The sequence below is a fragment of the Streptomyces sp. NPDC097129 genome (genome assembly GCF_055668065.1).
The window spans coordinates 632,403-657,430 of sequence record NZ_JBVOQE010000002.1 but is presented as its reverse complement, the minus strand read 5'-3'; the positions used below and the strand labels follow the sequence as shown (position 1 = coordinate 657,430).

Here is a 25,028-nt window from a genome sequence, read left to right as displayed (position 1 = left end):
TGAACGGGCCCGGTGCGCTCTGCCGGGTTCGTGGGCCCGGCCCGGGGGCGGTGCTGCCGGGCGCCCGGGGTGCGGGGCCCTCCGGGCGACCGTTCGGCGGGGGCGGGTTCAGGCCGCGTCCGTGTCCGGGAGGAATACCGAGCGCAGCAGGCGGTCCAGGGTGTTCTCGGCCAGTGGCGTCAGGCGCAGGGTCATCGCGTGCTGCAGTCCGCCGGCCCAGCCGGGGCGGCGGGCCAGCAGGTCGTTGTGGGCGCCGGCCACGACCAGCAGCGGTGCGTCCGGGCAGTCCGCGCACAACTGCTCCACGGTGTCGAGCAGGGCGCCGTCGGCCCGGTGCAGGGCGTCCCAGACGAGCACCAGCGGGGCCGTGCGGGCGGCCAGCGCCATGAAGCGGCGCCAGGCGGCCAGCAGGCGCCGCTGCTCCCCCTCCGCCCGGACCGGCGCGAGCAGGGACCGCAACGCCGGCAACAGCTCCGCGGCGGTGTCGGCGTCAGCCACCGTGCGCACCGCCCGGGTCAGGGACCGCTCCGTCGTCAGGGCGTCCTGCCCGCGGCCGATGCCGCAGTAGGCGGCGAGCATGCCGGCCGGCACCGACAGCGCGTCCCCCGCCTCGGTCACCGAGCCGTTCAGCACGCGGACCGGGTCAGCCCCCTGGGCCAGGCGGCGGTGGAACTCCAGCAGCAGCCGGCTGCGGTCCAGGACGGACGGGCCGAGGACCGTGACCAGGTGCGGAGCCGAGTGCTGCCGGGCCCGCCCGAGGAACCCGGTCATCAGGTCGAGGTCGGACTCCCGCCCGTAGCACCGGCCGCTCTCCCCGGCGAACGACCGCACCGCGTGCACCCGCCAGCCCGCGCCCGGACCGGACGGCCGCCCGCAGGTGACCGTCTCCCGGGTGCGCCGGCGGGTCTCGTCGCAGACGTGCACCTCACCGGGCGGGGCCGGGCCCAGCAACGCCTCACAGGCATCGACCAGTTCCCCGCCGATCCACGGCTCGTCGCCGCCCGCCGCGGAGGGCGGCCACCGGCACACGTACGCCGTTCCCGTCGCCACCGCGGCGTGCACCGACAACCCCTTGATCACCATGGTGGGCGGGGCGAGCGGGGAGGCGGAGACGCTCAGGCTGTCACGGACCGCGACGGCCGCCCGGACGGCCCGTTCCGCGCAGTCGTCGCGCTCGGCCTCCTCCTCGAACAGGCCGAGCAGGAAGGACCCTATGGACGAGGCCGCGCACCCGCCCGCCTTCTCGATCTCCTCACGGGCCAGCTCGCACACCGTGTCCAGCACCCGGTCGATGTCCCCGGCGGGCAGGTCGTCGAACTCCGGGCCCAGTCCGAAGCGCACCATGAGCACGCTGCCCGACCGGTAGCCGTCGCGGTGGCGGCCGCCGGCGGCGGTCCCGGTGCCGAAGAGGTGGGCGTCACCGAAGCCGTGCGCGGTCGCGGACGCGGGGGAGCGGTCGGGAAGGGCGGCCTCACCCCGGGCGGTGCCCGGCGCGGCCGGGGCGCCGGAGGCCGGCTCACCGGACGGCGTGCCCTCGCCCGGCACCGGCCCCGGCCCGCCGCCGTGCACCGGCGCGGACGCGCCCGCCGCGGGCAGGCCCGGTAAGGGGGCGGCGGACAGGGGCGGCTGCGGCCCGCGCAGGACCCCTCCGGGCAGGTCGAGCCCCGGGTCCTGGGCGAGGATGGCCTGCTGCAACTGCTGCATCTCACGGCCCGGTTCCAGCCCCAGCCCCTCGACCAGCGCGGCCCGGATACGGGCGTAGACGTTCAGCGCGTCCGCCTGCCGCCCGCACCGGTACAGGGCGAGCATCAGCTGGCCCGAGGCCCGCTCGCGCAACGGCTCCGCCTGGACGAACGCGTCCAGATCGCCCAGTACGGACTGATGGTGGCCGCAGAGCAGTTCGACCTCGAAGCAGTCCTCCATGACGTCGAGCCGCTTCTGCTCCAGCGCGGCCAGCTCCGGCCAGTCGGTGCCGGCCTCGGCGAGGTCCGCGAGCGCGGGGCCGCGCCACAGGCCCAGCGCCTCGCGCAGCGCCCCGCGCGCCCCCGCGGCGTCCCGGCCGATGAGGGCCGCCCTGCCCCGGTCGGCGAGCTGCTCGAACCGGATCAGATCGACCCGCTCCGACGGCACCCGCATCACGTAGCCCGGCGCCTGGGTCAGCAGCCGGGACTGCGGATCGCCCGGCACGGCGAGGGTGCGCCGCAGCCGCCAGACCGCGTTCTGCAGGATCTTGCGGGCCGTGCCCGGCACCCGGTCGGCCGGCCACATCGCGGACAGCAGCCGCCGCGTGGGCACGACCTCGCCCGCGTGCAGCAGCAGATAGGCGAGCGCCGCACGCTGCCTGGTGCCCCCGAGCGCTACCAGGCCCGAGGCGCCCTCCACCTCGAGCGGTCCGAGCAGTCGGAACTCCATGACGCTCCCCCCGTTTCCTCCCCGGCCCGGTCGTGGTGCCGACCCGGGCCGAACGTGCCAAGCCGGTGTGTTCCCCAGAGGACGGTAACGTGCCTGACGGGTGAAGGCCCGTTACAGGGCCTCCCGGTGCGGGTGGGCGGAGACGGGGCCGCCGCGGTGGTGGACGGCGTCAGCCCGCCGCGGCCCCCGCGAGCCGCTCGCCGGCGCCCTCGCGCAGCAGGCGGCACACGTCCCGCAGCCCCGCCTCGAGCCGGCCGATCTCCTCGTCGGAGACCTGCACGGACGGCTCGAAGCGCAGCGTGTTCACGGCGCTGGCCGTCGGGAAGGTGCGCACCCGGTGGGCGTGCAGCAGATGCCCGGCCAGGAAGTAGCCGAACAGTCCGCTCGCCGCCAGCGAGCGCACCGACTCCGACGCCGAGCCGGCGAGGTCGTGGAACTCCAGACCGAGCATCAGCCCCTTGCCCCGTACGTCCTTGACCACGTCGGGGAAGTCGGCGCGGACGGCCTCCAGTACCGCGCGCAGGGCGGCGCCGCGCTCCTCGGCCCGGCGGTAGGCGGCGCCGCCGTCCGCCTCCAGCAGCTCCAGCACCTTCAGGGCGATCGTGCAGGAGAAACTGTCCTTGGCGAACGTCGAACTGTGCACGATCTCGAACTCCCGCCGGTAGCGCGCCGCGCGCACCAGCATCACGGACGTCTTGGCCAGGCCGCCGCCCAGCGTCTTGGCCAGCGTGTAGTAGTCGCCGCGCAGACCCACCTGCGAGGAGGCGAGCAGGGTGCCGGTGCGGCCCATGCCGCTCTGGATCTCGTCGACGACGACGGGACAGTCGATCTCGGCGCAGAACCGCTGGATCGCCTCGGCGAACTCGGCGCCCAGCACGCGGATGCCGCCCTCGCCCTGGACCGGCTCGACGAGGAAGGCGCAGAAGACCGGGAACTCCCGCTCCACGACGTCGATCTGGCTGCCGGTCACCTCCAGGGCCCGCACCACGCCCCGCTCCCGCGCGTGGATCTCCTTCAGCACCTCGGGCCGGTCCATCGGCACGAACCGCGCCTGCGCGGCCAGCGCCCGGAACGGGGTGCGGTAGGACTCGTTGTGGGTGAGCTGGACGCTCAGGCCGAGCTTGCCGTGGAAGCCGCCCTCCAGCGCCAGGAACAGCGGCGGCCGGTCCAGCTGGGCGGCGTTGTCCACGGCGAGGCGGGCGACCAGCTGGTCGAGGGCGTCCGGCGACAGCGAGCCGGGATCGATCCCGAACCGGCGGCGCACACGGTCCGGGACCTGGGCCCGGCCTTCGGCCACGGCGGCGCGCGCCGCCTCCACTGCGCTGTCCAGCTCGTCGCGCAGCGCGGCGGTCTTCAGGCCCCGGTCCAGCTCCGCGTGCTTGAGCGCCGCCTCGACGGCCTCCGCCCCGCTGTTGGCGAAAATCGCGTAGTAGGGCTCGTCGGTGCCCAGTTCGCGCCCCACGATCCGGTTCAGTCCGGCGGCGAGCCGGTTGGCGTAGGGGTGACGGGAGAACTGGGCGTGCACGGGGGTGCCCGACTCCAGCAGCTCCCGGGCGCACGCCACGAGGTCCGGATGGTTGTGGCCGAGCAGCACCGACCCGTACCCGCCGGCGAAGTCGGCGACCGGGATCTCCTCGTCGCCCTCGCCGCGCCGGTACAGCGTGTTGCCCTCGGCGCGCACGTACTCGACGGCCAGACCCGCCGTGTCCAGCACCTGACGCAGATACGGCTCGGCCAGTTCCGGCCCGCCGGCCGCGGAGTTCTTGGTGTCCATGGCTTCAGACTGCGCCGGTCCGGTCAGTGGCCGGTCATCGCCGGCTCTTTTCCGGCCATTACCACGAGGGTGCGAAAGGCGGGAACAGGCGATTACCGGCGGATGACGGACCGTCGGGAACCCGGCGGTACGTTGACGAATGCGGGCCCTGGTTCGCCAACGGCAGGGCCTTGAAGCGCGCCGCGAAAAAGAATCGGAGATTACGGAATGAATTCCGCGCCCGCTGACCTCGACACCGCGTCCCTCGCCCCGCCCGCGCACGACGAGGTGACTCCCTCCGTGCTGCGCACGGTCATGTCGCGCTTCGCCACCGGAGTCACCGTCATCACGGTGGGCGGCACGCATCTGCACGCCATGACCGCCAACGCCTTCAGCTCCGTCTCGCTCGAACCGCCGTCGGTGCTGTGCAGCGTGGGCCACAGCGCGGTGATGCACGGGGCGCTGACCTCGGCCGGACACTTCGCCGTGAACATACTCGGCGCGGAACAGGAGCCGCTCGCACGGCACTTCGCCGACAAGAACCGCACGCTGGGCGCCGCCCAGTTCGACGGGGTGTCCTGGGCGCCGGGCCGCACGACGGGCGCCCCGCTGCTCGGCGGCTCGCTCGCCTGGCTGGAGTGCGAGCTGACGGCCGCGCACGCCTTCGGCGACCACACCATCTTCATCGGGACGGTGGTGGGCGCCGGCCAGGTCGCGCAGGGGCGCGGACTGCTGTTCGTCGACGGCCGCTTCGGCCGGGTGGAATCCGGCGCCGAATGACGCCCGGGATTGAAAAGCACCGCTGATCGATTCCGCGTAATGCCGATGACCCGTCGATGACCGGACCGTGACCCGGTAATGCCGTGACCGTGAAGTGTTCGTTCTCCGCCCTTGCTTTGATGACGCGGAAACATTCGCAACGTTTGTGAAACGGAGTTTCCATGGCGGACAAGGACCGTTCACCGGTGACCGTCATCGGCCTCGGGCTGATGGGCCAGGCGCTGGCCGCCGCATTCCTCGCGGGAGGGCACCCGACCACCGTGTGGAACCGGTCGGCCGGCAAGGCGGACGACCTGGTGGCGCGGGGCGCGGTGCTCGCCGCCTCCCCGGCCGACGCGGTGGCGGCCGCCGACCTGGTCGTCGTCTGCGTGTCGGACAACGACGTCCTGCACGCGGTGCTGGACCCGGTGGCCGACCGGCTGGCCGGCCGGGTCGTGGCCAACCTGTCCTCCGGCTCCTCGGACCAGGCCCGGGCCAACGCGGCCTGGGCCAAGGACGCCGGCTTCGACTACCTCGACGGCGCGATCATGACCGTACCGGCCGGTGTGGGCGCGGCGGAGTCGGTGTTCTTCTACGCCGGGCCGGAGCAGGCCTACCAGCGGCACAGCGAGACGCTGCGGGTGCTCGGCGGGGGCACCACCCACCTCGGCGAGGACCACGGTCTCGCGCCGCTGTACGACGTGGCGCTGCTCGGCATGATGTGGGGCACGCTCAACAGCTTCCTGCAGGGCGCCGCGCTGCTGGCCACCGCGGGTGTCAAGGCGTCCGAGTTCCTGCCCTGGGCGACCCAGTGGGTGGACGCCGTCAAGCTGTTCGCGACGGACTACGCCGGTCAGATCGACGCCGGCGACGGGGCGTACCCCGCGCGGGACGCCACCATGGACGTGCACTTCGGCGCGCTGCAGCACCTGGTGCACGAGAGCGAGTCGCAGGGCGTCAACGCCGAACTGCCGCGTTTCGTCAAGGGCCTGATGGAGCGCAGCATCGCCGGCGGCTTCAGCGGCAACAGCTACGCGAGCATGATCGAGCTGTTCCGCACCCCGGACAAGGAACGCGGCCGGGCGTGACCCGCTCGCGCCGACGGGCCCGGACCACGAGGGGGTGGTCCGGGCCCGTCGGCGTACCCCGGGGCGGGCCGCCGCACCGGCCCCGCCCCGAGGGGTCCGGCCCGCCGGGGCGGGCCGGACCGGGAAGGAGGATCAGAGGAAGTAGGTGCCGGGTTCCAGGCCCATCAGGACCCGCCCCTGCACCTCCAGGTTCGCGCCCAGCTGCACCAGGGCGTGCAGCGAGAAGCCCTGGATGTCCCGGTGGAAGCGCTGCAGGTCCACGTCCGTGCGGATCACCGAGCCGCCGCTGGCCGCGTACAGCAGCTCCACGGCCTCCTTGGCCAGCTGTCCCGCGTACGCCGTCCGGCCGCGGATGACGGCCTTCTCCTCGTCCGTGGGCTGCTCCCCGGCGTCGGCCCGCCGCTGCAGCACCTCCAGCCAGCGCTCCGACAGCGCCCGGGCCGCCTCGATCTTGTTCGCCGCCACCGCCAGCTGCTGCTGGGTGACGGGATGCAGGCGCTGGTCGGTCCAGTCCGTGTAGGTGATGCCGCGTCCGGGCAGCCGCTCCAGGAACAGGTCGTAGGCGCCCTGGGAGATACCGATGAGCGCGGCGGCGACACTGGAGAGGATGTAGCCCAGCAGGCCGTAATTGCGGCCCGTCGCACCGGTGTTGGCGCGATCGCCGGTGGCGCTGACCATCGCCTCCTCCAGCAGCACCGCGCGGTGGGCCGGGACGAACAGGTCCTCGGCGGTCACGGTGCAACTGCCGGTGCCCGCGCCCGAGGAGACGTGCCAGTCGTCGGTCACGGTCAGCTCGGACGTCGGCACCAGCGCGACCAGCTCCTGGTGCGAGCCGTCCGGCGCTTCCACCTCGGCGGCCAGCAGATCCCAGTCGGCGCCGCGGACACCGGAGTTGAAGCGCCAGGTGCCGTTCAGCCGGTAGCCGCCGTCGACCGGGCGGAGGGTGCCGCTCGGCGCGAACACGATCGACACCCGGGTGGAGCCGGACCCGAAGACCTCCTCCTGCGCCCGGTCCGGGTACAGGCTGACGCACCAGGCGCTGGTCAGCCACACCATGGTGAGCCACCCGGTGGACGGGCAGCCGCGGGCCACCTCGGAGACGACCTGCGCCTGCTGGGCCGCGTCCAGGTCGAGACCGCCGTACTTCTTCGGCACCGCGGCGCGGAAGACCCCGGCCTTCTCCAGGAGCTGGATGTTCTCCTCGACGATCCAGCGGCGCTGCTCGCTCTCCTGCCCGTTGCGGCGCAGCGCCGGCACGGCGGCGTGTACCCCGTCGAGGACGGAGACGAGTTCTTCTTCGGAGGCCATCGGTGTTTCTCCTCGTCGCACGGGATCGGAAAACTGCTCGTTCACGCTAAGCGGTGGGATTCCCCGGCCGGGAAATCCCTGGTCTCGTTCCGGTAATCGCGCCGGCGCCGTGAACGGCGCGGGCGGCGGGAAAATACATGGCCGGGCGATTCCCCGTGTCTTTCCCACCGATTACCGGGCGGTGACCGGACGATGGGCGCCCGATTGTCGGCGCGCCGGAAAGAGAGTGGACGGCCTGGCAGCATGTGGGGAATGAGCCATGCTTGGGACGACATCGTGACGGCCGCGGCGCAGGACAGCGCGGCCCTGCTGGAGAAATGCGCCGGGGACTTCTCCCGGCCCGCGGGTGAGCTGACGTGGAGCAGCCTGCAGACCGCCGACCACCTCTCGCAGGCGGTCATCGGCTACGCGGCCCTGCTGATCGCGCAGCCCACCGACCGCTACATCGCGCTGCGCTTCACCCTGGACCCGGCGGCGCCCGCGGACCAGATCGCCGAGGGCGTACGGATCGGCGGCGCCCTGCTCGCCCAGACCCTGCGGGTGACCGGACCCGAGGTCCGCGCCTGGCACCCGTGGGGCTTCGGCGACCGGACCGCGTTCGCGGCCGCCGGCGTCCTCGAACTGCTGGTGCACAGCCGGGACATCGCCCAGGGCTTCGGCATCGAGGCCGCCCTCGACGACGAGCTGTGCGCGCCGGTCGTCGAGCGGCTCTTCCCCGGCGCCCCGGCCGGCCACCGCCCCTCGGACACGCTGCTGTGGTGCGCCGGCCGTCTCGCCCTGCCCGGCCTGCCCCGGCAGAGCGACTGGCGCTGGTACGGCGACGTGCGCTGACCCCCCCGGGGGCACCACGCGCGACCGCCGGACGCCGACTTGCCTCCTCGTCGGACTCCGACGTGCCCCCTGGACCCGGTGGTCCAGGGGGCACGGTGCGTCCCGGGGGAAGGGCGTTCGCGGTGGTTACTCCGCCACCAGGCCCGTGGCGGCCACCGGCCGGTCGATGGCCATCAGCCAGCGGCCGTCGTCACCGCGCCGCAGGACGTCGGTGCACACGCCCTCCAGGTGGACGGGCTCGCCGTCCTCGCCGGTGGTGTCGATGCTGTACTTCACGCCCACCAGGGCGACGTCGCCCGCCACGTAGGCGTGCGTGATCTCCGCCTTGAGCGCGGGCTTCGCGGCCAGGAACTCCTTGAAGAACGCGAGCCGGGCGGCGCCGGTGAGCGGCTCGCCGGAGAAGTTGGAGATGGCGTCCTCGCGGTACAGGCTGTCGAACAGCGCCCCGTCACCGGAGTTGAACGCCTGCAGGAAGATCTCGTTCTGGGTCTCGGTGTCGTCGGTGAGGTCGGGGTGCGCGGGATCGAAGTCGGTGCTGAAGTCGTAGGCCATGGTGGACCGGCCCGCCTCTCTGTGTTGGTGGCTGCGTCTGTGACGGTGGCTGCGAAGGAAAGGGACGTACGGTGTCGCGGGACCGCCCGCCGGGCCGGTCCCGCCGGTGCGGTGGGGCCCTACTCCAGACCGAGCGTCTGCCGGGCGGCGCGCCGGCCCGACTCGACCGCTCCGTCGAGGAAGCCCGACCAGCCGCTCGCCAGATCACCGGTCGCGAACGCGACACGGCCGCTGGTCGACTGCACGGCCGGGTACAGCGACGTGAGCTGCCGGGGCTTGCGGAAGGCCCAGCCGCCACGGGCGTACGGGTCCCTGCCCCAGTCGTGCGCGCGCACCCCGAGGATGTCGATGTCCGCGCCCAACTGCCGTACCGCGGCGGTGATCTGCGCCGTGTTCGACGGATCCAGCGTCGGGTCGGTGCTGAAGGCCACGTACACCAGCCCCTGCGGGGTGTCCTTGAAGGGCATCATCATCGGGATCGGCGTACCGCCCTCGGCGCCCTGCCCGTAGAACCGGCCGGCGCCGGCCCGTGCGTGGATGAACAGTTTCAGCGCGGTCGGCACCGCGATGCCCTGGCTCGCCGCCGTGGTGTGCGCGGCGGGCAGGGCCGGCGAGAACTTGATGGCCGGCCAGACGTTGACGGGTACGGCGACCACGGCCCGGGCCGCCTGGTAGCGGATGCCGGAGCGCAGGGTGACGTACACCTGCGAGCCGGTGTCGGTGACCGAGGACACCGGGGAGTTCAGGCGCAGCACCGGCTTGGCCTCCGCCAGCATGGCCTGCAGCAGCCCGGAGGTGCCGCCCGCCAGCCGCCAGCGCTGAGTGTTGTTCCAGCCCTCGTTGCTCCAGCCGGCCAGCGACCACCAGTGCGCCAGCATGGTGAGCGCGCCGGTGCTGCTGGAACCGCCGGAGTAGATCGCCGTCTGGCCGTTGACCAGCAGCTCCTCCTCGGCCGTCAGACCGAGCTGGGTGAGCCGGTCGCGCAGCGAGAGCCGGTCCAGGCTCTGCAGAAGGTCGGACCGGTACAGCGGCTCGAAGGGACGCGGGAAGTAGTCGCGGGACCCCTCGAACAGCCGCTCCAGCACGGCGCCCATCCGCGCGTAGGCGTCGTCGGGGGCGAAGGACTTCGGCCCGGTCGGCGTGGGCAGCAGCACCCGGTCGACCGGCCGCTCCTCCTCCAGGGCTATGCCGTACCGCGTGAGTTCGGCCCCGATGTGCGGCTGGGTGGCCTCCACCCAGGTGCCGCCCAGTTCCACCTGGTGGCCCGCGAAGGTGTCGACGTAGGTGCGTCCGCCGATGCGGTCCCGGGCCTCCAGGACGAGCACCCGCTTGCCCTTGGCGCGCAGTTCGCGGGCGGCGGTGATCCCCGCGAATCCCGCCCCGATCACGATGACGTCGTACGCGACCTCCTCGGCCGCCTGCTCGGCGGCGGCCGGCCCGGCCGCGAGCACGGGGCCCGCGGCCAGCGCGGCGGCGCCGGCCGCCCGCAGGACGGTGCGGCGCGAGGGACGTCGCGACGTCGCCGCCGCGTCAGTGATGTCGTTCATGTGTGTGATGTCTTCCGTAGATCGTCGATCGTGTCGCGGCCGCCCGTTAACGGCCGCGGTGTGCCCGGCGGGGTGGGGGGACACGGTGGAACGCGGGGGATGTGCGTGAGGGGAAAGCGGGGGTGAAGGGCGCGCGGGGGAGGCCGGAGGGTGTTACTCCTGGCCGTACGGGTCGTCGACGGCGTAGCGCCAGATGCCGTCGCCGCCGAGCCGCAGGACGTCCACACCGGTGCCGGTGAGCCGCTCCGGCTCGCCGTCGTCGCCGACGGTGTCGATGACCCAGTCGACGATCAGCAGGGCGGTGTCGCCGGTGACGAAGGTCTGCCGGGTCTCGGTGCTGATCTTCGGGCGGCGGGTGAGGAACTCCCGCTGGTAGTCGCGGCGGGCCTGCCCGGTGAGCGGCTGACCCGGCTCCCAGACGACCACGGCCTCGTCCGTGTAGAAGGCGTCCAGGGCCTCGAAGTCGCCGGCGTTGAATGCCTCGACGTATTGCGCGGTGTGACTTTTCAGGTCTTCCAGCAGCTGGGACATGGGAAGAGTCGACCTGCCTTCTCGGTAGTCGGCGTCCGGGAATTTCCGGTACGGAAACTATTCGGTGCCGTTCCGCGGGCCGCTCATCGACGGGTAATTCCCTGGCCATCGCGGAAACGGAATTACCCCTTCGAGGTCGATTACTGAGGGCCGGGAGAGAAACCTCTGCCTACGATCGGCCCGCGAGTTGCGCCACCCCCTCTGGTCTCCTGGCACGTCTTGGCAATTCGGTCGGAAAGGCAGTCGAGCAGCGATGACGAATCACCACCAGTCCGAATCCCCCGCGACGCGCGGCGGCGAGCAGGAGGCGATCGCGGTCGTCGGGCTGTCCTGCCGGCTGCCGGGCGCCGACGGCCCCGAGGCGTTCTGGGAGCTGCTGCGCGCCGGAGCGGACGCCATCACCCCCGTGCCCGAGGGCCGTTGGCGCTCCGCCACCGGCGAGAGCGCCCCCGAGGACACCGTCCCCGGCATGCGCCGCGGCGGCTTCCTGGACCGCGTCGACACCTTCGACGCCGCCTTCTTCGGCATCGCGCCCCGCGAGGCCGCCACCATGGACCCGCAGCAGCGGCTGGTCCTGGAACTGGCCTGGGAGGCACTGGAACACGCCGGGATCGTGCCCGCCGCACTGCGCGGCAGCCGGACCGCCGTCTTCGTCGGCACCCTGCGCGACGACTACGCCGCGCTGCTGTACCAGCACGGCGCCGCCGCGGTCACCCAGCACACCATGGCGGGGGTCAACCGAGGCGTCATCGCCAACCGGGTCTCCTACCACCTCGGACTGCAGGGCCCCAGCCTCACCGTGGACTCCGCCCAGTCCTCCTCGCTGGTCGCCGTCCATCTCGCCTGCGAGTCGCTGCGCGCCGGTGAGGCCGACGCGGCGCTCGTCGCCGGCGTCAACCTCAACATCCTCGCCGAGGGCGCGGTGACCGAGGAGCGGTTCGGCGGCCTGTCCCCGGACGGCACCACGTACACCTTCGACGCCCGGGCCAACGGCTTCGTACGCGGCGAGGGCGGCGCCGCCGTCGTCCTCAAGCCGCTGGCCCGCGCCCTCGCCGACGGCGACACCGTCCTCGCCGTCCTGCGCGGCAGCGCCGTCAACAACGACGGCTCGACGCCCGGCCTCACCGTGCCCGGCCGCGCCACCCAGGAGCAGGTGCTGCGGGAGGCGTACGAGCGGGCCGGCGTCGACCCGGCGCATGTCCAGTACGTCGAACTGCACGGCACCGGCACGCCGGTCGGTGACCCGATCGAGGCCGCCGCGCTCGGTGCGGTCCTCGGCCGGGACCGCGGCGACGGACAGCGCCTGCGGGTCGGCTCCGTGAAGACCAACATCGGCCATCTGGAGGGCGCCGCGGGCATCGCGGGCCTGGTCAAGACCGTCCTCGCGGTCAGCCGCGGCAGTCTGCCGCCGAGCCTGAACTTCGAGCACCCGAACCCCGCCATCGCGCTCGCCGACCTGGGCCTTGAGGTCCAGCGTGAGCTGACCGGCTGGCCGGCTCCCGAACGGCCGCTGATCGCCGGCGTCTCCTCGTTCGGCATGGGCGGCACCAACGCCCACGTCGTCGTGCAGGAGCCGCCCCGGCAGGCCGCCCCGGGCGCGTCACCCGCCGCGTCCGTCACGGCTGCGGCGGCCACGGCTGCCATGCCGGCCGCGGGTGCCCCTTCTGGTGCCCCTGCGACCCCGGGCGCGGGTGCGGGTGCCGTTCCGGCCGTGGGTTCCGCTCCTGCCGCTCCTGCCGCTGGTGCCGCAGCGGCCGCTGGTGCCGCCGGTACCGCAGCTGCCGCCGGTGCCCCAGCGGACGCCGGTGGCGTCCCGGCCGCATCCGGACCGGCCCTGCTGCCCTGGGTGGTCTCCGCGCGCGGTGCGGACGCACTGCGGGAGCAGGCCGCCCGGCTGCGGGACGCCCTCGGCGGCGACGGTGCGCCGGACCCCGTCGACGCGGGCTGGTCGCTGGCCGCCACCCGCACCGTGTTCACGCACCGCGCCGTCGTCCTCGCCGACGACCGCGACGGCATGCTGGCCGGCCTCGACGCGCTCGCCGCCGGCGCCCCCACAGCCCGGACCGTCACCGGCGCGGCCCGCCCCGGACGCACCGCGCTGCTGTTCACCGGCCAGGGCGCCCAGCGTCTCGGCATGGGCCGCGAACTGCGCGCCGCCTTCCCCGCGTTCGCCGCCGCCTTCGCCGAGGTGTGCGCCGCCCTCGACCCGCTGCTGGACCGGCCGCTCGCCGAGGTGATCGACTCCGGCGAGGGCCTGGACGACACCGCGTACACCCAGCCCGCGCTGTTCGCCGTCGAGGTCGCCCTGCACCGCCTGGTGGCCTCCTGGGGTGTGCGCGCCGACCTGGTCGCCGGCCACTCCATCGGGGAGATCGCCGCCGCGCACGTCGCCGGCGTGCTCTCCCTGGCCGACGCCGCCCGCCTGGTGACCGCCCGCGGCCGGCTGATGCAGGCCCTCCCGGCCGGCGGCGCCATGGTCGCCGTGGAGGCCACCGAGGACGAGGTGCTGCCGCTGCTCGCCGGCCTCGCGGACGAGGTCGCCGTCGCCGCCGTCAACGGACCGCGCTCCCTGGTGCTGTCCGGCACCGAGGAGCAGGTCACCCGCGTCGCCGGCCGGCTCGCCGCCGAGGGCCGCAGGACACGCAGGCTGACCGTCTCGCACGCCTTCCACTCGCCGCTGATGGCGCCCATGCTCCAGGAGTTCCGCCGGGCCGTCGGCGATCTCACCTTCCACGAGCCGCGCGTCGCCGCCGTCTCGACCGTGACCGGCGAGCCGGTCGGGCCCGGCCAGTGGACCGACCCCGGCTACTGGGTGGAGCAGGTCCGCCGTCCCGTGCGCTACCTCGACGCCGTCCGCGCCCTGGCGGCCGAGGGCGCCGTGACGCTGCTGGAGCTCGGCCCCGACGCCGTCTGCGCGACCATGGCGGCCGACTGCCTGCCGGACACCGATGCGGCCGCACCCCTGGCTGCCCTGCGCGCCGGGAAGCCCGAACCGGGCACGCTGCTCGCGGCGCTCGCCGCCGCGTTCGTGCGCGGCACCGACGTCGACTGGGCGGCCGTCCACGCCGCCGCCGGCGGTCGCCGTGTCGCCCTGCCCACCTACCCCTTCCAGCGCGAGCGCCACTGGATCGGCGGCACCGCCCGTGCCGCAGCCCTCCCCGAACCGGCGCCCACGCCCCGCCCGGCCGCACGGCCCGCCGCGCCCGCCCCGGCCGGCATCGACACCACGGCCCTGGTGCTCGACCGGGTCGCGGCCGTCCTGGAGTACCCCGAGGGCCGCCGCGTCGAGACCCACAGCACCTTCAAGGACCTCGGCTTCGACTCGCTGATGTCGGTCGAACTGCGCGACGCGCTGTCCCACGCCACCGGACTGCCGCTGCCCGGCGGACTGCTCTTCGACCACCCCACCCCGGCCGCCCTCGTCGGCCACCTCGACACCCTGCTGGCCGGGACCGGTGCGGGAGACGACGACCTCGCCCCGGTCGCGGACTCCGACGAGCCCATCGCCATCGTCGGCATGGCCTGCCGCTACCCCGGCGGGGTCGGCTCGCCGGAGGACCTGTGGCGGCTGGTGGCCGAGGGCGGCGACGCCATCTCCGGCTTCCCCGCCGACCGCGGCTGGGACGCCGGCCTCTACGACGCCGACGCCGGCGCCAACGGCCGCAGCACCGTCCGCGAGGGCGGCTTCCTGCACGACGCCCCCCTCTTCGACCACGAGTTCTTCGGCATCTCACCCCGCGAGGCCCTCGCCATGGACCCGCAGCAGCGACTGCTGCTGGAGACCGCATGGGAGGCCGTGGAGCGGGCCGGGCTGGACGCCGCCACCCTCAAGGGCACCCGCACCGGCGTCTTCGTCGGCGCCACCGCCCTCGAGTACGGGCCGCGCATGCACGAGGCACCGGACACCGTCGAGGGCCATGTGCTGACCGGCACCACGCCCAGCGTGCTCTCCGGCCGCATCGCCTACCACCTGGGCCTGATCGGCCCCGCGGTCACCGTGGACACCGCCTGCTCCTCGTCCCTGGTCGCCCTGCACCTGGCCATACGCTCGCTGCGTTCCGGCGAGACCACCCTCGCCCTGGCCGGCGGCGCGACCGTGATGTCCTCGCCCGGCATGTTCGTGGAGTTCTCCCGGCAGCGCGGCCTGGCGCCCGACGGGCGGTCCAAGTCGTTCGCGGCGGCGGCCGACGGCACGTCCTGGTCGGAGGGCGTCGGCCTGCTGGTCGTGGAGCGGCTCTCCGACGCGCGGCGCAACGGGCACCGGGTGCTGGCCGTAGTGCGGGGCAGCGCGGTGAACCAGGACGGCGCCAGCAACGGCCTGACCGCGCCGAACGGCCCCTCCCAGGAGCGGGTGATCCGGCAGGCCCTCGCGGACGCCCGGCTGTCGGCGGCGGACGTGGACGCGGTGGAGGCGCACGGCACGGGCACCCGGCTCGGCGACCCGATCGAGGCGCAGGCACTGCTCGCGACGTACGGACAGGACCGTGAACGGCCGCTGTACCTGGGGTCGTTGAAGTCGAACATCGGGCACGCGCAGGCCGCGGCTGGGGTGGGCGGCGTCATCAAGATGGTGCAGGCCATGCGCCACGGACGGCTGCCGCGCACCCTGCACGCCGACGAGCCCTCCCCGCATGTGAACTGGTCCGCCGGCGCGGTGGAACTGCTCACCGAGGAACGACCGTGGGCACCTTCGGACCGCCCCCGCAGGGCCGCCGTGTCCTCGTTCGGCATCAGCGGCACCAACGCCCACGTCGTCATCGAGGAAGCCGTCCCCGAGACCGAGGCCCCCCGTGAGACCCCCGCCTCCACGGGCCCGTGGCTGCTGTCCGCGCACAACCGGGACGCCCTCGCCGCCCAGGCCGCGCGACTGCGGGAGTTCGCGGCCACCGGCACCGCGCTGCCCGCCGACATCGGCTGGTCCCTCGCCGCCACCCGCACCGCCCTGCCCGAGCGGGCCGTCATCGACGGCGCCACGCCCGAGGACCTGCTGACCGCGCTGGACGCGCTCGCCGCGGGCACCCCGGCGCCCTCGGTGACCACCGGCAGCGCCGCCGGGGCCGGCCGCACCACGTTCCTGTTCACCGGCCAGGGCGCCCAGCGGCTCGGCATGGGCCGCGAACTGTACGCCGCCTCCGAGGTGTTCGCCGCCGCGCTCGACGAAGTGTGCGCCGCCCTCGACGCGCACCTCCAACACCCGTTGCGCGAGGTGCTGTTCGCCGCCGAGGACAGTCCTCTGGCCGGACTGCTGCACCACACCGCGTACACCCAGCCCGCGCTGTTCGCCGTCGAGACCGCGCTGTTCCGCCTCGCCGCACACCACGGCCTGGTGCCCGACCTGCTGGCCGGGCACTCGATCGGCGAGGTCACCGCAGCCCACCTCGCGGGCGTGCTGACCCTGCCCGACGCCGCCACCCTGGTCGCCGCGCGCGGGCGGCTCATGCAGTCCGCGCGGGCGGGCGGCGCCATGGCCGCCGTCGAGGCGGAGGAGAGCGAACTCGCCGCCGACCTCGCCGCGCTCGACGGCCGCCTGGCGCTCGCCGCGGTCAACGGCCCCACCTCCGTGGTCGTCTCCGGCGACGAGGACGCCGTACGCGAACTCGCCGACCGCTGGCGGGCCCGGGGCCGCCGTACCCGCGCCCTCCAGGTCAGCCACGCCTTCCACTCGCCGCACATGGACGACGTACTGGAGGAGTTCCGCTCGGTCGTCGCGCAGCTCACCCTGCACGCGCCCCGCATCCCCCTCGTCTCCACGGTCACCGGCGACCTCGCCACCGCCGACGAGCTGATCTCGCCCGGCTACTGGGCCGACCAGATCCGCCGGCCCGTCCGCTTCCTCGACGCCGTCCGCACCCTCGCCCGGCACGGTGCGACCGTCTTCGTCGAGGCCGGCCCCGACCCCGTACTGACCGCCCTCACCCGCTCCGCGCTCGGCGACAGCGTCGCGGCCGTGGCGCTGATGAGGGCGGGCCGCCCCGAACCGGACACCCTCACCGGCGCACTGGCCCTCGCCTGGACCCACGGCGCCCCGCTGGACGGCACCGCCTTCCACCCCGGCGGCCGCCCGGTCGACCTGCCGACCTACGCCTTCGGGCGCAGCCGCTTCTGGCTCGCGCCCGAGGCGCCGGCCGGCACCCGCGCCCTGGGCCTCGACCCGGCCGGGCACCCGCTGCTGCACACCGCCGTCGACCTGGCCGGCCGCGACGACCTGCTGCTCACCGGCAGGTTCTCCACGGACAGCCACCCGTGGCTCGCGGACCACGCGATCGGCGGCACCGTCCTGGTGCCCGCCACCGCCTTCCTCGAACTGGCCCTCGCCGCGGCCGGCCACGCCGGACTCGACCGCGTCGGCGAACTCACCCTGGAAGCCCCGCTGGTGCTGCCCGAGCACACCCCGGTCCGCGTCCAGGTCGCCGTCGCGGCGCCCGAGCCCTCCGGCGAACGCCCCTTCACCCTCCACGCCCGCCCCGAGACCGCCTCGGCCGAAGCGGGGGAGTGGACCCGGCACGCCAGCGGCGTCCTCGGCGGCACACCGGCCGAGCCGGGCACCGAACCGGCCGTCCCGGCCACCTGGCCGCCCGCCGACGCCACGCCCGAGCCCCTCGACGGCGTCTACGACCGCCTCGCCGGCCTCGGCTACGGGTACGGCCCCGCGTTCCGCGGTCTGACCGCGCTGTGGCGCTCCGGCGGCGACCTGTACGCCGAGGTCGCCCTGCCCGACGACCAGCACGCCGCCGCCGGGCGCTTCGGACTGCACCCGGCCCTCTTCGACGCGCTGCTGCACCCGCTGGTGCTGCACGCCGCCGAGGGACGGGAGGCCGACGGGATCAGGCTGCCGTTCGCCTGGACCGGCACCCGTCTGCACGCCACCGGCGCCACCGCCCTGCGCGTCCGCGTCACCGCGACCGGCGCCGACACCTACGCCCTCACCGCCGTCGACCCGGCCGGCGAACCGGTGCTCTCCCTGGAGGCCCTCGCCCTGCGGCCCATCACCGCCGACCGGCTCGCCGCCGCCGGCCGCCGCCCGGACACCCCGTACGACGTGGCGTGGACGCCGCTCACCGCGCCGCCGCCCGCCAACCTGCGGATCGCCGAGGCCACCGGCGGCGAACTGCCGGAGGCTGACGTGGTCCTGGTACGCCCCGATCGACTGGCCGCCGCAGGCGCCGATTCCGGTCTGCCCGCCACGGTGGGCGCGGATTCCGGTCTGCCCGCCGCGGCGGGCGCGGATTCCGGTCTGCGCGCCGCGGCAGGCGCCGACGCGGGGCTGCCCGCCGCCGCCGGTCTGACTGCCGTCACCGGCCCCGGCGCCGGTCTGCCCGCCGCCGCGCACGAGACGGCGGCCGCGTTCCTGGACCTGCTCCAGCGGTTCCTCGCCGACCCGCGTCTGGAGGACGCGCGGCTGCTCGTCGTCACGCGCGGCGCGGTCGCCACCGCGCCCGGCGAGGACGTGCCGTCGCTCGCCGCCGCCCCCGTGTGGGGCCTGGCCCGCTCGGCGCAGTCCGAACACCCCGGCCGGATCGTGCTCCTGGACAGCGACACCGAACTGCTGCCCGACGACGCGTGGCCCGCCGTGGCGCTCGCCACGGACGAGCCACAACTCGCCCTGCGCGACGGCACGTTCAGCGTGCCCCGCCTGGTGCGTGCCGAGAGCGGCGCCGGCGTCGAGGGCCGCCCGTTCGGGAACGGCGCCGTCCTGGTCACCGGCGGCACCGGCGGCCTCGGCGCCCTCTTCGCCCGGCATCTGGTGGCGGGGCACGGGGTGCGGGAGCTGGTGCTGGTGAGCCGGCGCGGCCTGGACGCGCCGGGAGCGGCCGAGTTGCGCGAGGAGCTGACCGAGGCCGGGGTCTCCGTGGCGGTGGAGGCCGTCGACGTGGCGGACCGGGAGCAGGTCGCCGCGCTGGTCGGCCGGGTGGGTGAGCGGCTGTCGGCGGTGGTGCACACCGCGGGTGTGCTGGACGACACCACGGTGGAGTCCCTGACGGGGGAGCGGCTGGACGCCGTGCTGCGGCCCAAGGCGGACGCCGCCTGGCATCTGCACGACCTCACCCGCGACCTGAATCTGAGCGCCTTCGTCGCCTTCTCCTCGGTCTCCGGCCTGCTCGGCACCGCGGGCCAGGGCAACTACGCCGCCGCCAACGCCTTCCTGGACGCCCTCGCCGCGCACCGGCGCGCCCACGGACTGCCCGCGCTGTCGCTGGCCTGGGGCCTGTGGGACGCCACCCACGGCATGGGCGCCGGACTGGGCGCAGCCGACCTGGCCCGCTGGGCCCGGGCCGGGCTGCCGCCGCTGCGCCCCGAGCAGGGCCTCGCCCTGTTCGACGCCTCGCTCGCCGGTGACCACGCCCTGCGCGTCCCCGCCGCCGTCGACGTGCCCGCCCTGCAGGCCTCCGGCGCCGAACCGGTCGCCCTGCTGCGCGGCCTGGTCCGCACCCGGCCCCGGCGCACCGCAGCCGCGGCGGCCCCCGGCGACGGCGGCGACTGGGCCGCACGCACCGCCGCGCTCCCCGAAGAGGAGCGCCGCGAGAGGGTCCTGGACCTGGTCCGCACCACCGTCGCCGGCGTCCTCGGGCACACCGACCCGCACCGGCTCGACCCCCGGCGCGCCTTCAAGGAGATCGGCCTGGACTCCCTGGCCGCCGTGGAACTGCGCAACCGGCTCACCGCGGCCACCGGACTGCGGCTGCCCGCCACCGTCGTCTTCGACCACCCCTCGACGCAGGCCGTCGTGGACCTGTTGCTGTCCCGGCTGTCCGGCGCCACCGCCACGGCCGCCGCGCGCCGCCCCGCCCGGGCCGACGCCGACGAGCCGATCGCGATCGTCGGCATGGCGTGCCGCTACCCCGGCGGGGTGGCCTCGCCGGAGGACCTGTGGCGGCTGGTCGCCGAGGGCGGCGACGCCGTGTCCGGCTTCCCGGACAACCGCGGCTGGGACCTGGACGCCCTGTACGACCCGGACCCCGAGCGCACGGGCACCTCGTATGTGCGCCAGGGCGGGTTCCTGCACGACGCCGACCTGTTCGACCGCGAGTTCTTCGGCATCTCGCCGCGCGAGGCCACCGCGATGGACCCGCAGCACCGGCTGCTGCTGGAGACCGCCTGGGAGACCATCGAGAGCGCCGGACTGGACCCGGCCGCGCTGCGCGGCACCGGAACGGGCGTGTTCGTCGGCGCCATGTACGACGACTACGTGTCCCGGCTCGCGGCGAGCCCGGAGGAGTACGAGGGGTTCCTGCTCGCCGGCAACCTCTCCAGCGTCATATCGGGCCGGCTGTCGTACACCTACGGCTTCGAGGGGCCCGCGGTCACCGTGGACACCGCCTGCTCCTCGTCCCTGGTCGCGCTGCACCTCGCGGCGAACGCGCTGCGCAACGGCGAGTGCGACCTCGCCCTGGCCGGCGGGGTCACCGTGATGGCGGGACCGCACGTGTTCATCGAGTTCTCCCGGCAGCGGGGCCTCGCCCCCGACGGACGCTCCAAGTCGTTCGCGGCGGCGGCCGACGGCACCGGCTGGTCCGAGGGCGTGGGCCTGCTGCTGGTCGAGCGGCTCTCCGACGCGCGGCGCAACGGGCACCGGGTGCTGGCCGTCGTGCGCGGCAGCGCGGTGAACCAGGACGGCGCCAGCAACGGCCTGACCGCGCCGAACGGCCCCTCCCAGGAACGGGTGATCCGGCAGGCGCTGCACAGCGCCGGCCTCGCACCGGCGGACGTGGACGCGGTCGAGGCGCACGGCACGGGCACCCGGCTCGGCGACCCGATCGAGGCGCAGGCACTGCTGGCGACGTACGGGCAGGAGCGTGAACGGCCGCTGTACCTGGGTTCGTTGAAGTCGAACATCGGGCACGCTCAGGCCGCGGCCGGGGTGGGCGGCGTCATCAAGATGGTGCAGGCCATGCGCCACGGGCTGCTGCCGCGCACCCTGCACGTGGACGAGCCGTCCCCGCATGTGGACTGGTCGAGCGGCGCGGTGGAACTGCTCACCGAGGAGCGTCCGTGGGCGCCCTCGGACCGCCCCCGCCGGGCCGGTGTGTCCTCCTTCGGCATCAGCGGCACCAACGCGCATGTCGTCATCGAGGAGCCCGCACCCGAGCCCGAACCGGCGTCCCCGGGCGCCCTCCCCGCCGCCGGCGCCCCCTGGCTGCTGTCCGCCCGCAGCGAGCAGGCCCTCGCCGCCCAGGCCGAACGGCTGCTGGACCACCTGGAGCGGCACCCCGACGCCCGGCTCGCCGACGTCGGCCACGCCCTGGCCACCCGGGCCCGGCACGACAGCCGCGCCTACGTCGTCGCCGCCGACCGGACCGGACTTCTCGACGGACTGCGCACCCTGGCCCGGGGCGAGAGCGGCCCCACCGCGCTGCGGGCCCCCGCCGGCCTGCGCGGCAAGACCGCGTTCCTGCTCACCGGCCAGGGCTCCCAGCGCCTGGGCATGAGCCGCGAACTGTACGCCGCCTCCGAGGTGTTCGCCGCCGCGCTCGACGAGGTGTGCGCCCACCTGGACCGCGAACTCCTGCGGCCGCTGAAGTCGGTGCTGTTCGCGCCGGAGAACTCCGCGGACTCCGCCCTCCTCGACCAGACCGTGTTCACGCAGGCCGCCCTGTTCGCCGTGGAGACCGCGCTGTTCCGGCTCGCCGAACACCACGGCCTCACCCCGGACTACCTGCTCGGCCACTCCATCGGCGAGGTCACCGCCGCCCACCTCGCGGGCGTGCTGAACCTGCCCGACGCCGCCGTCCTGGTCGCCGAACGCGGCCGGCTCATGCAGGCCGCCCGCGAAGGCGGCGCCATGGCCGCCGTCGAGGCCACGGAGGACGACGTCCGCGAGGTGGTCGCCCGCTACGGCGGGCGGCTGGCCGTCGCAGCGGTCAACGCACCCCGCTCCACGGTGGTCTCCGGCGACGCCGACGCCGTCGACGAACTCGCCGCGCACTTCCGCGGGCTGGGCGCGCGCACCCGGCGCCTGCCGGTCAGCCACGCCTTCCACTCGCCGCACATGGACGAGGTGCTCGACGAGTTCCGCGTCATCGCCGCCGACCTCACCTACCACGCGCCGCGCATCCCGGTCGTCTCCAACGTCACCGGCGACTTCGCCACCGCCGAGGAACTCGCCTCGCCCGACTACTGGGCCCGGCACATCCGCGGCACCGTCCGCTTCCTGGACGGCGTCCGGCTGCTGGAGCGGCACGGCGTCACCGAATGGCTGGAACTCGGTCCGGACGGCGTGCTGACCGCCCTGGTCCAGGCGTCGCTGGACGGTGAGAGCGGCGCCGTCGCCGCCGCGCTGCGCCGGGGCCGCCCCGAGGGGCAGACGTTCACCTCGGCGCTCGGCCTGCTGGCGGCGCGCGGCGCGGACCTGCGCTGGGACACCCTGTTCCCCGGCGCCCGCCCGGCCGAGCTGCCCTCCTACCCCTTCCAGCGGCAGCGGTACTGGCTCGACGCCCCGGCGACCGTCGGCGACGCGGCCGGCTTCGGCCTCACCGCGGCCGGTCACCCGCTGCTCGGCGCCGAAGTGCCCCTCGCCGACCGCGACGAACGGGTCCTCACCGGGCGGCTCTCCCTGCACACCCATCCCTGGCTGGCCGACCACGCCGTCGCGGGCCACATCCTCGTGCCAGGCACCGCCCTGCTGGAGATCGCCCTCGCCGCCGGTGAGCGCACCGGCGTCCCCGCGGTGGCCGACCTCACCCTCGCCGCCGCGCTCACCGTGCCCGAACGCGGCGGTGTCCGGGTCCAGGTGACCGTCGGCGCGGCCGACGCCGACGGCACCCGTCCGCTGCGGATCCACTCCCGCCCCGAGCACGGCGACGCCGAGGACGACTGGACCCTGCACGCCCACGGCACCCTGCACCCCGGCGCCGCGCCCGCCGCCGGTCTCACCGCCTGGCCGCCGCCCGGCGCCACCGAGACCGACCTGACCGGCGCCTACGACCGCCTCACCGCACTCGGCTACGCCTACGGGCCCGCCTTCCGCAACCTGCGCCGGCTGTGGACCGATGGCGACGACCTGTACGCCGAGGTGACGCTCGACGCCGGGCAGCGCGCCCAGGCCGGCCGGTTCGCCGTGCACCCCGCGCTGCTGGACGCCGCCCTGCACACGCTGCTGCCCGGCGTCGCCCGGCCGGACGGCCCGCCGCTGCTGCCGTTCACCTTCTCCGGCGTCACCGTCCACGCCACCGGGGCCGCCGCGCTGCGGGTACGGCTCACCCGCGGCGGCACCGACGCGGCCCCCGTGGTCGCGCTGACCGTCGCCGACGGCACCGGCGCCCCGCTCGCCACGATCGACGAACTCGCTCTGCGCCCGCTGAACACGGCCGCCCTGAGCGCGTCGTCCGCCCCGCAGACCGACGGACTGCTCCGCGTCGACTGGAGCCCGCTGACCCTGCCGGCGGCGGATCCGGCGGACGGCGACTGGGCCGTGCTCGGCGCCACGAAACCGGACGCGTTCGCGCCGGCGGGCCGCCCGCTCACCGCGTACGCCGACACCGCCGCCCTGCGCCGCACGCTGGACGAGGGCGCCCCCGCGCCGGCCGTCCTGCTCGTGCCGTACCTCAGCGGCCCCGGCGCGGTGACGTCCCTGCCCGAGCGGGCGCGCGGCGCGCTGCGGTCCGCGCTCGGGGACGTGCGGGACTGGCTGGCCGACGACCGGCTCGCCGGCACCCGCCTCGTGGCGGTCACCCGCCGTGCCGTCGCCACCGCGCCCGACGAGGACGTCACCGACCTGGTCCACGCCCCGGTGTGGGGGCTGCTGCGCTCGGCCCAGTCGGAACACCCCGGCCGTATCCAGCTGGTCGACACCGACGACCTCACCCGCCTGCCCACCGCACTGCCCGCACTGATCGCCGCCGCCGAGCCGCAGAGCGCGCTGCGCGGCGACACCGTCCGCGTACCGAGGCTCGCCCGCGTCCGGCCGCCTGCCGAACCGGCCGCCCCCCGGTGGGGCGACGGCGCCGTGCTGATCACCGGCGCCACCGGCACGCTGGGCACGGTCCTGGCCCGGCATCTGGTGGCGGGGCACGGGGTGCGGGAGCTGGTGCTGGTGAGCCGGCGCGGCCTGGACGCGCCGGGAGCGGCCGAGTTGCGCGAGGAGCTGACCGACGCCGGGGTCTCCGTGGCGGTGGAGGCCGTCGACGTGGCGGACCGGGAGCAGGTCGCCGCGCTGGTCGGCCGGGTCGGTGAGCGGCTGTCGGCGGTGGTGCACACCGCGGGTGTGCTGGACGACACCACGGTGGAGTCCCTGACCGGGGAGCGGCTGGACGCCGTGCTGCGGCCCAAGGCGGACGCCGCCTGGCATCTGCACGACCTCACCCGCGACCTGAATCTGAGCGCCTTCGTGCTGTACTCCTCCGTCGCGGGCCTGCTCGGCACGGCCGGCCAGGGCAACTATGCCGCCGGCAACACCTTCCTGGACGCCCTCGCCGCGCACCGGCGCGCCCACGGACTGCCCGCGCTGTCGCTGGCCTGGGGCCTGTGGGACCAGTCCAGCAGCATCACCGGGCACCTCGCCGACACCGATCTGCGCCGCCTCGCCCGCTCCGGACTCCGGCCGCTGGCCACCGACGACGCCCTGGCCCTCCTCGACGCCGCCCCCGCGGCCGGGGAGAGCGTCCTCGCCGTCACCCGGCTCGACCTGCGGGCCCTGCGCGAGCAGAGCGGCGACCAGTTCCCGGCCGTACTGCGGGGCCTGGCCGGCACCCCGGCCCGCAGGCCCCGCGCCGCCACCGGGGACGGCCCGGACAGCGGCCCGTCGCTGGCCGAACGGCTCGCGCCGCTGCCCGCCGAGGAACGCGACCGGCTCCTCACCGACCTCGTCCGGGCCCGGATCTCCGCCGTCCTCGGTCACGGCGACCCCGGCGCCGTCGCGGCCGAACGGTCCGTACAGGAACTGGGCTTCGACTCGCTGACCGCGGTCGAACTGCGCAACCAGCTCGCCAAGGAGACCGGGCTGCGCCTGCCCACGACCCTCGTCTACGACCACCCGACCCCCCGGGCCGTCGCCGCCCACCTGGCCGCACAGCTCGCCGTGGAGGAGACCAGCCCCGACGAGCCGGTCCTCGCCGAACTGTCCCGGTTGCAGACCCGCATCGAGTCCCTCGCGGGCGACCGCGACGCCCACGGCCGGATCACCGAACGGCTGCGCGCGCTGCTCGCCGCAGCCGACACCGCGGCCGGCGCGGACACCGAGGACGACGACCTGGACGCGGCCACCGACGAGGAACTCTTCGCGCTCATCGACGAACTCGACTGACCCGACCG

10 protein-coding genes are annotated in these 25,028 nt (G+C 75.1%); 4 read left to right on the top strand and 6 right to left on the bottom strand.

Going from position 1 to position 25,028, the window contains the following annotated elements:
- Nucleotides 1-108: 108 nt before the first annotated feature.
- The gene (locus AC0B9F_RS08695) at nt 109-2,412 is read right to left on the bottom strand and encodes a BTAD domain-containing putative transcriptional regulator (protein ID WP_472000043.1); all 2,304 of its coding nucleotides are present in this window, start codon (nt 2,410-2,412) and stop codon (nt 109-111) included.
- Between the two features lie 169 nt (nt 2,413-2,581).
- Nucleotides 2,582-4,186: an aspartate aminotransferase family protein gene (locus AC0B9F_RS08690; protein WP_472000040.1), complete on the bottom strand. Its 1,605-nt coding sequence runs from the start codon at nt 4,184-4,186 to the stop codon at nt 2,582-2,584.
- Between the two features lie 207 nt (nt 4,187-4,393).
- Here AC0B9F_RS08690 and AC0B9F_RS08685 point away from each other — a divergent pair, with 207 nt between their 5' ends.
- The gene (locus AC0B9F_RS08685) at nt 4,394-4,945 is read left to right on the top strand and encodes a flavin reductase family protein (RefSeq protein ID WP_472000038.1); all 552 of its coding nucleotides are present in this window, start codon (nt 4,394-4,396) and stop codon (nt 4,943-4,945) included.
- A 161-nt stretch (nt 4,946-5,106) separates the two neighbouring features.
- Entirely contained in the window at nt 5,107-6,012 is a 906-nt protein-coding gene (locus AC0B9F_RS08680) for an NAD(P)-dependent oxidoreductase (RefSeq protein WP_472000036.1), read from the top strand.
- A gap of 132 nt (nt 6,013-6,144) precedes the next feature.
- Here AC0B9F_RS08680 and AC0B9F_RS08675 read toward each other — a convergent pair whose 3' ends face one another.
- Nucleotides 6,145-7,320 carry an acyl-CoA dehydrogenase family protein gene (locus tag AC0B9F_RS08675; protein ID WP_472000034.1) on the bottom strand — a complete coding sequence of 392 codons (1,176 nt, stop codon included), beginning with the start codon at nt 7,318-7,320 and terminating at the stop codon, nt 6,145-6,147.
- Between the two features lie 252 nt (nt 7,321-7,572).
- Here AC0B9F_RS08675 and AC0B9F_RS08670 point away from each other — a divergent pair, with 252 nt between their 5' ends.
- Nucleotides 7,573-8,151, top strand: a complete 579-nt coding sequence (locus tag AC0B9F_RS08670) for a maleylpyruvate isomerase N-terminal domain-containing protein (protein WP_472000032.1) — start codon at nt 7,573-7,575, stop codon at nt 8,149-8,151.
- A 126-nt stretch (nt 8,152-8,277) separates the two neighbouring features.
- Here AC0B9F_RS08670 and AC0B9F_RS08665 read toward each other — a convergent pair whose 3' ends face one another.
- The 3 genes from AC0B9F_RS08665 to AC0B9F_RS08655 form a co-directional block, all read right to left on the bottom strand.
- Entirely contained in the window at nt 8,278-8,703 is a 426-nt protein-coding gene (locus tag AC0B9F_RS08665; protein WP_472000030.1) for a YybH family protein, read from the bottom strand.
- A 119-nt stretch (nt 8,704-8,822) separates the two neighbouring features.
- A complete protein-coding gene (locus AC0B9F_RS08660; protein ID WP_472000028.1) occupies nt 8,823-10,250 on the bottom strand; it encodes a flavin monoamine oxidase family protein in 1,428 nt (475 codons plus the stop codon).
- Between the two features lie 153 nt (nt 10,251-10,403).
- Nucleotides 10,404-10,781 (bottom strand): YybH family protein, encoded by a 378-nt coding sequence (locus tag AC0B9F_RS08655; protein ID WP_472000025.1) that lies wholly within the window; start codon nt 10,779-10,781, stop codon nt 10,404-10,406.
- 253 nt (nt 10,782-11,034) lie between these two features.
- Between AC0B9F_RS08655 and AC0B9F_RS08650 the strand changes: the two genes are divergently transcribed.
- Nucleotides 11,035-25,020: a type I polyketide synthase gene (locus tag AC0B9F_RS08650; RefSeq protein WP_472000023.1), complete on the top strand. Its 13,986-nt coding sequence runs from the start codon at nt 11,035-11,037 to the stop codon at nt 25,018-25,020.
- Nucleotides 25,021-25,028 lie beyond the last annotated feature (8 nt).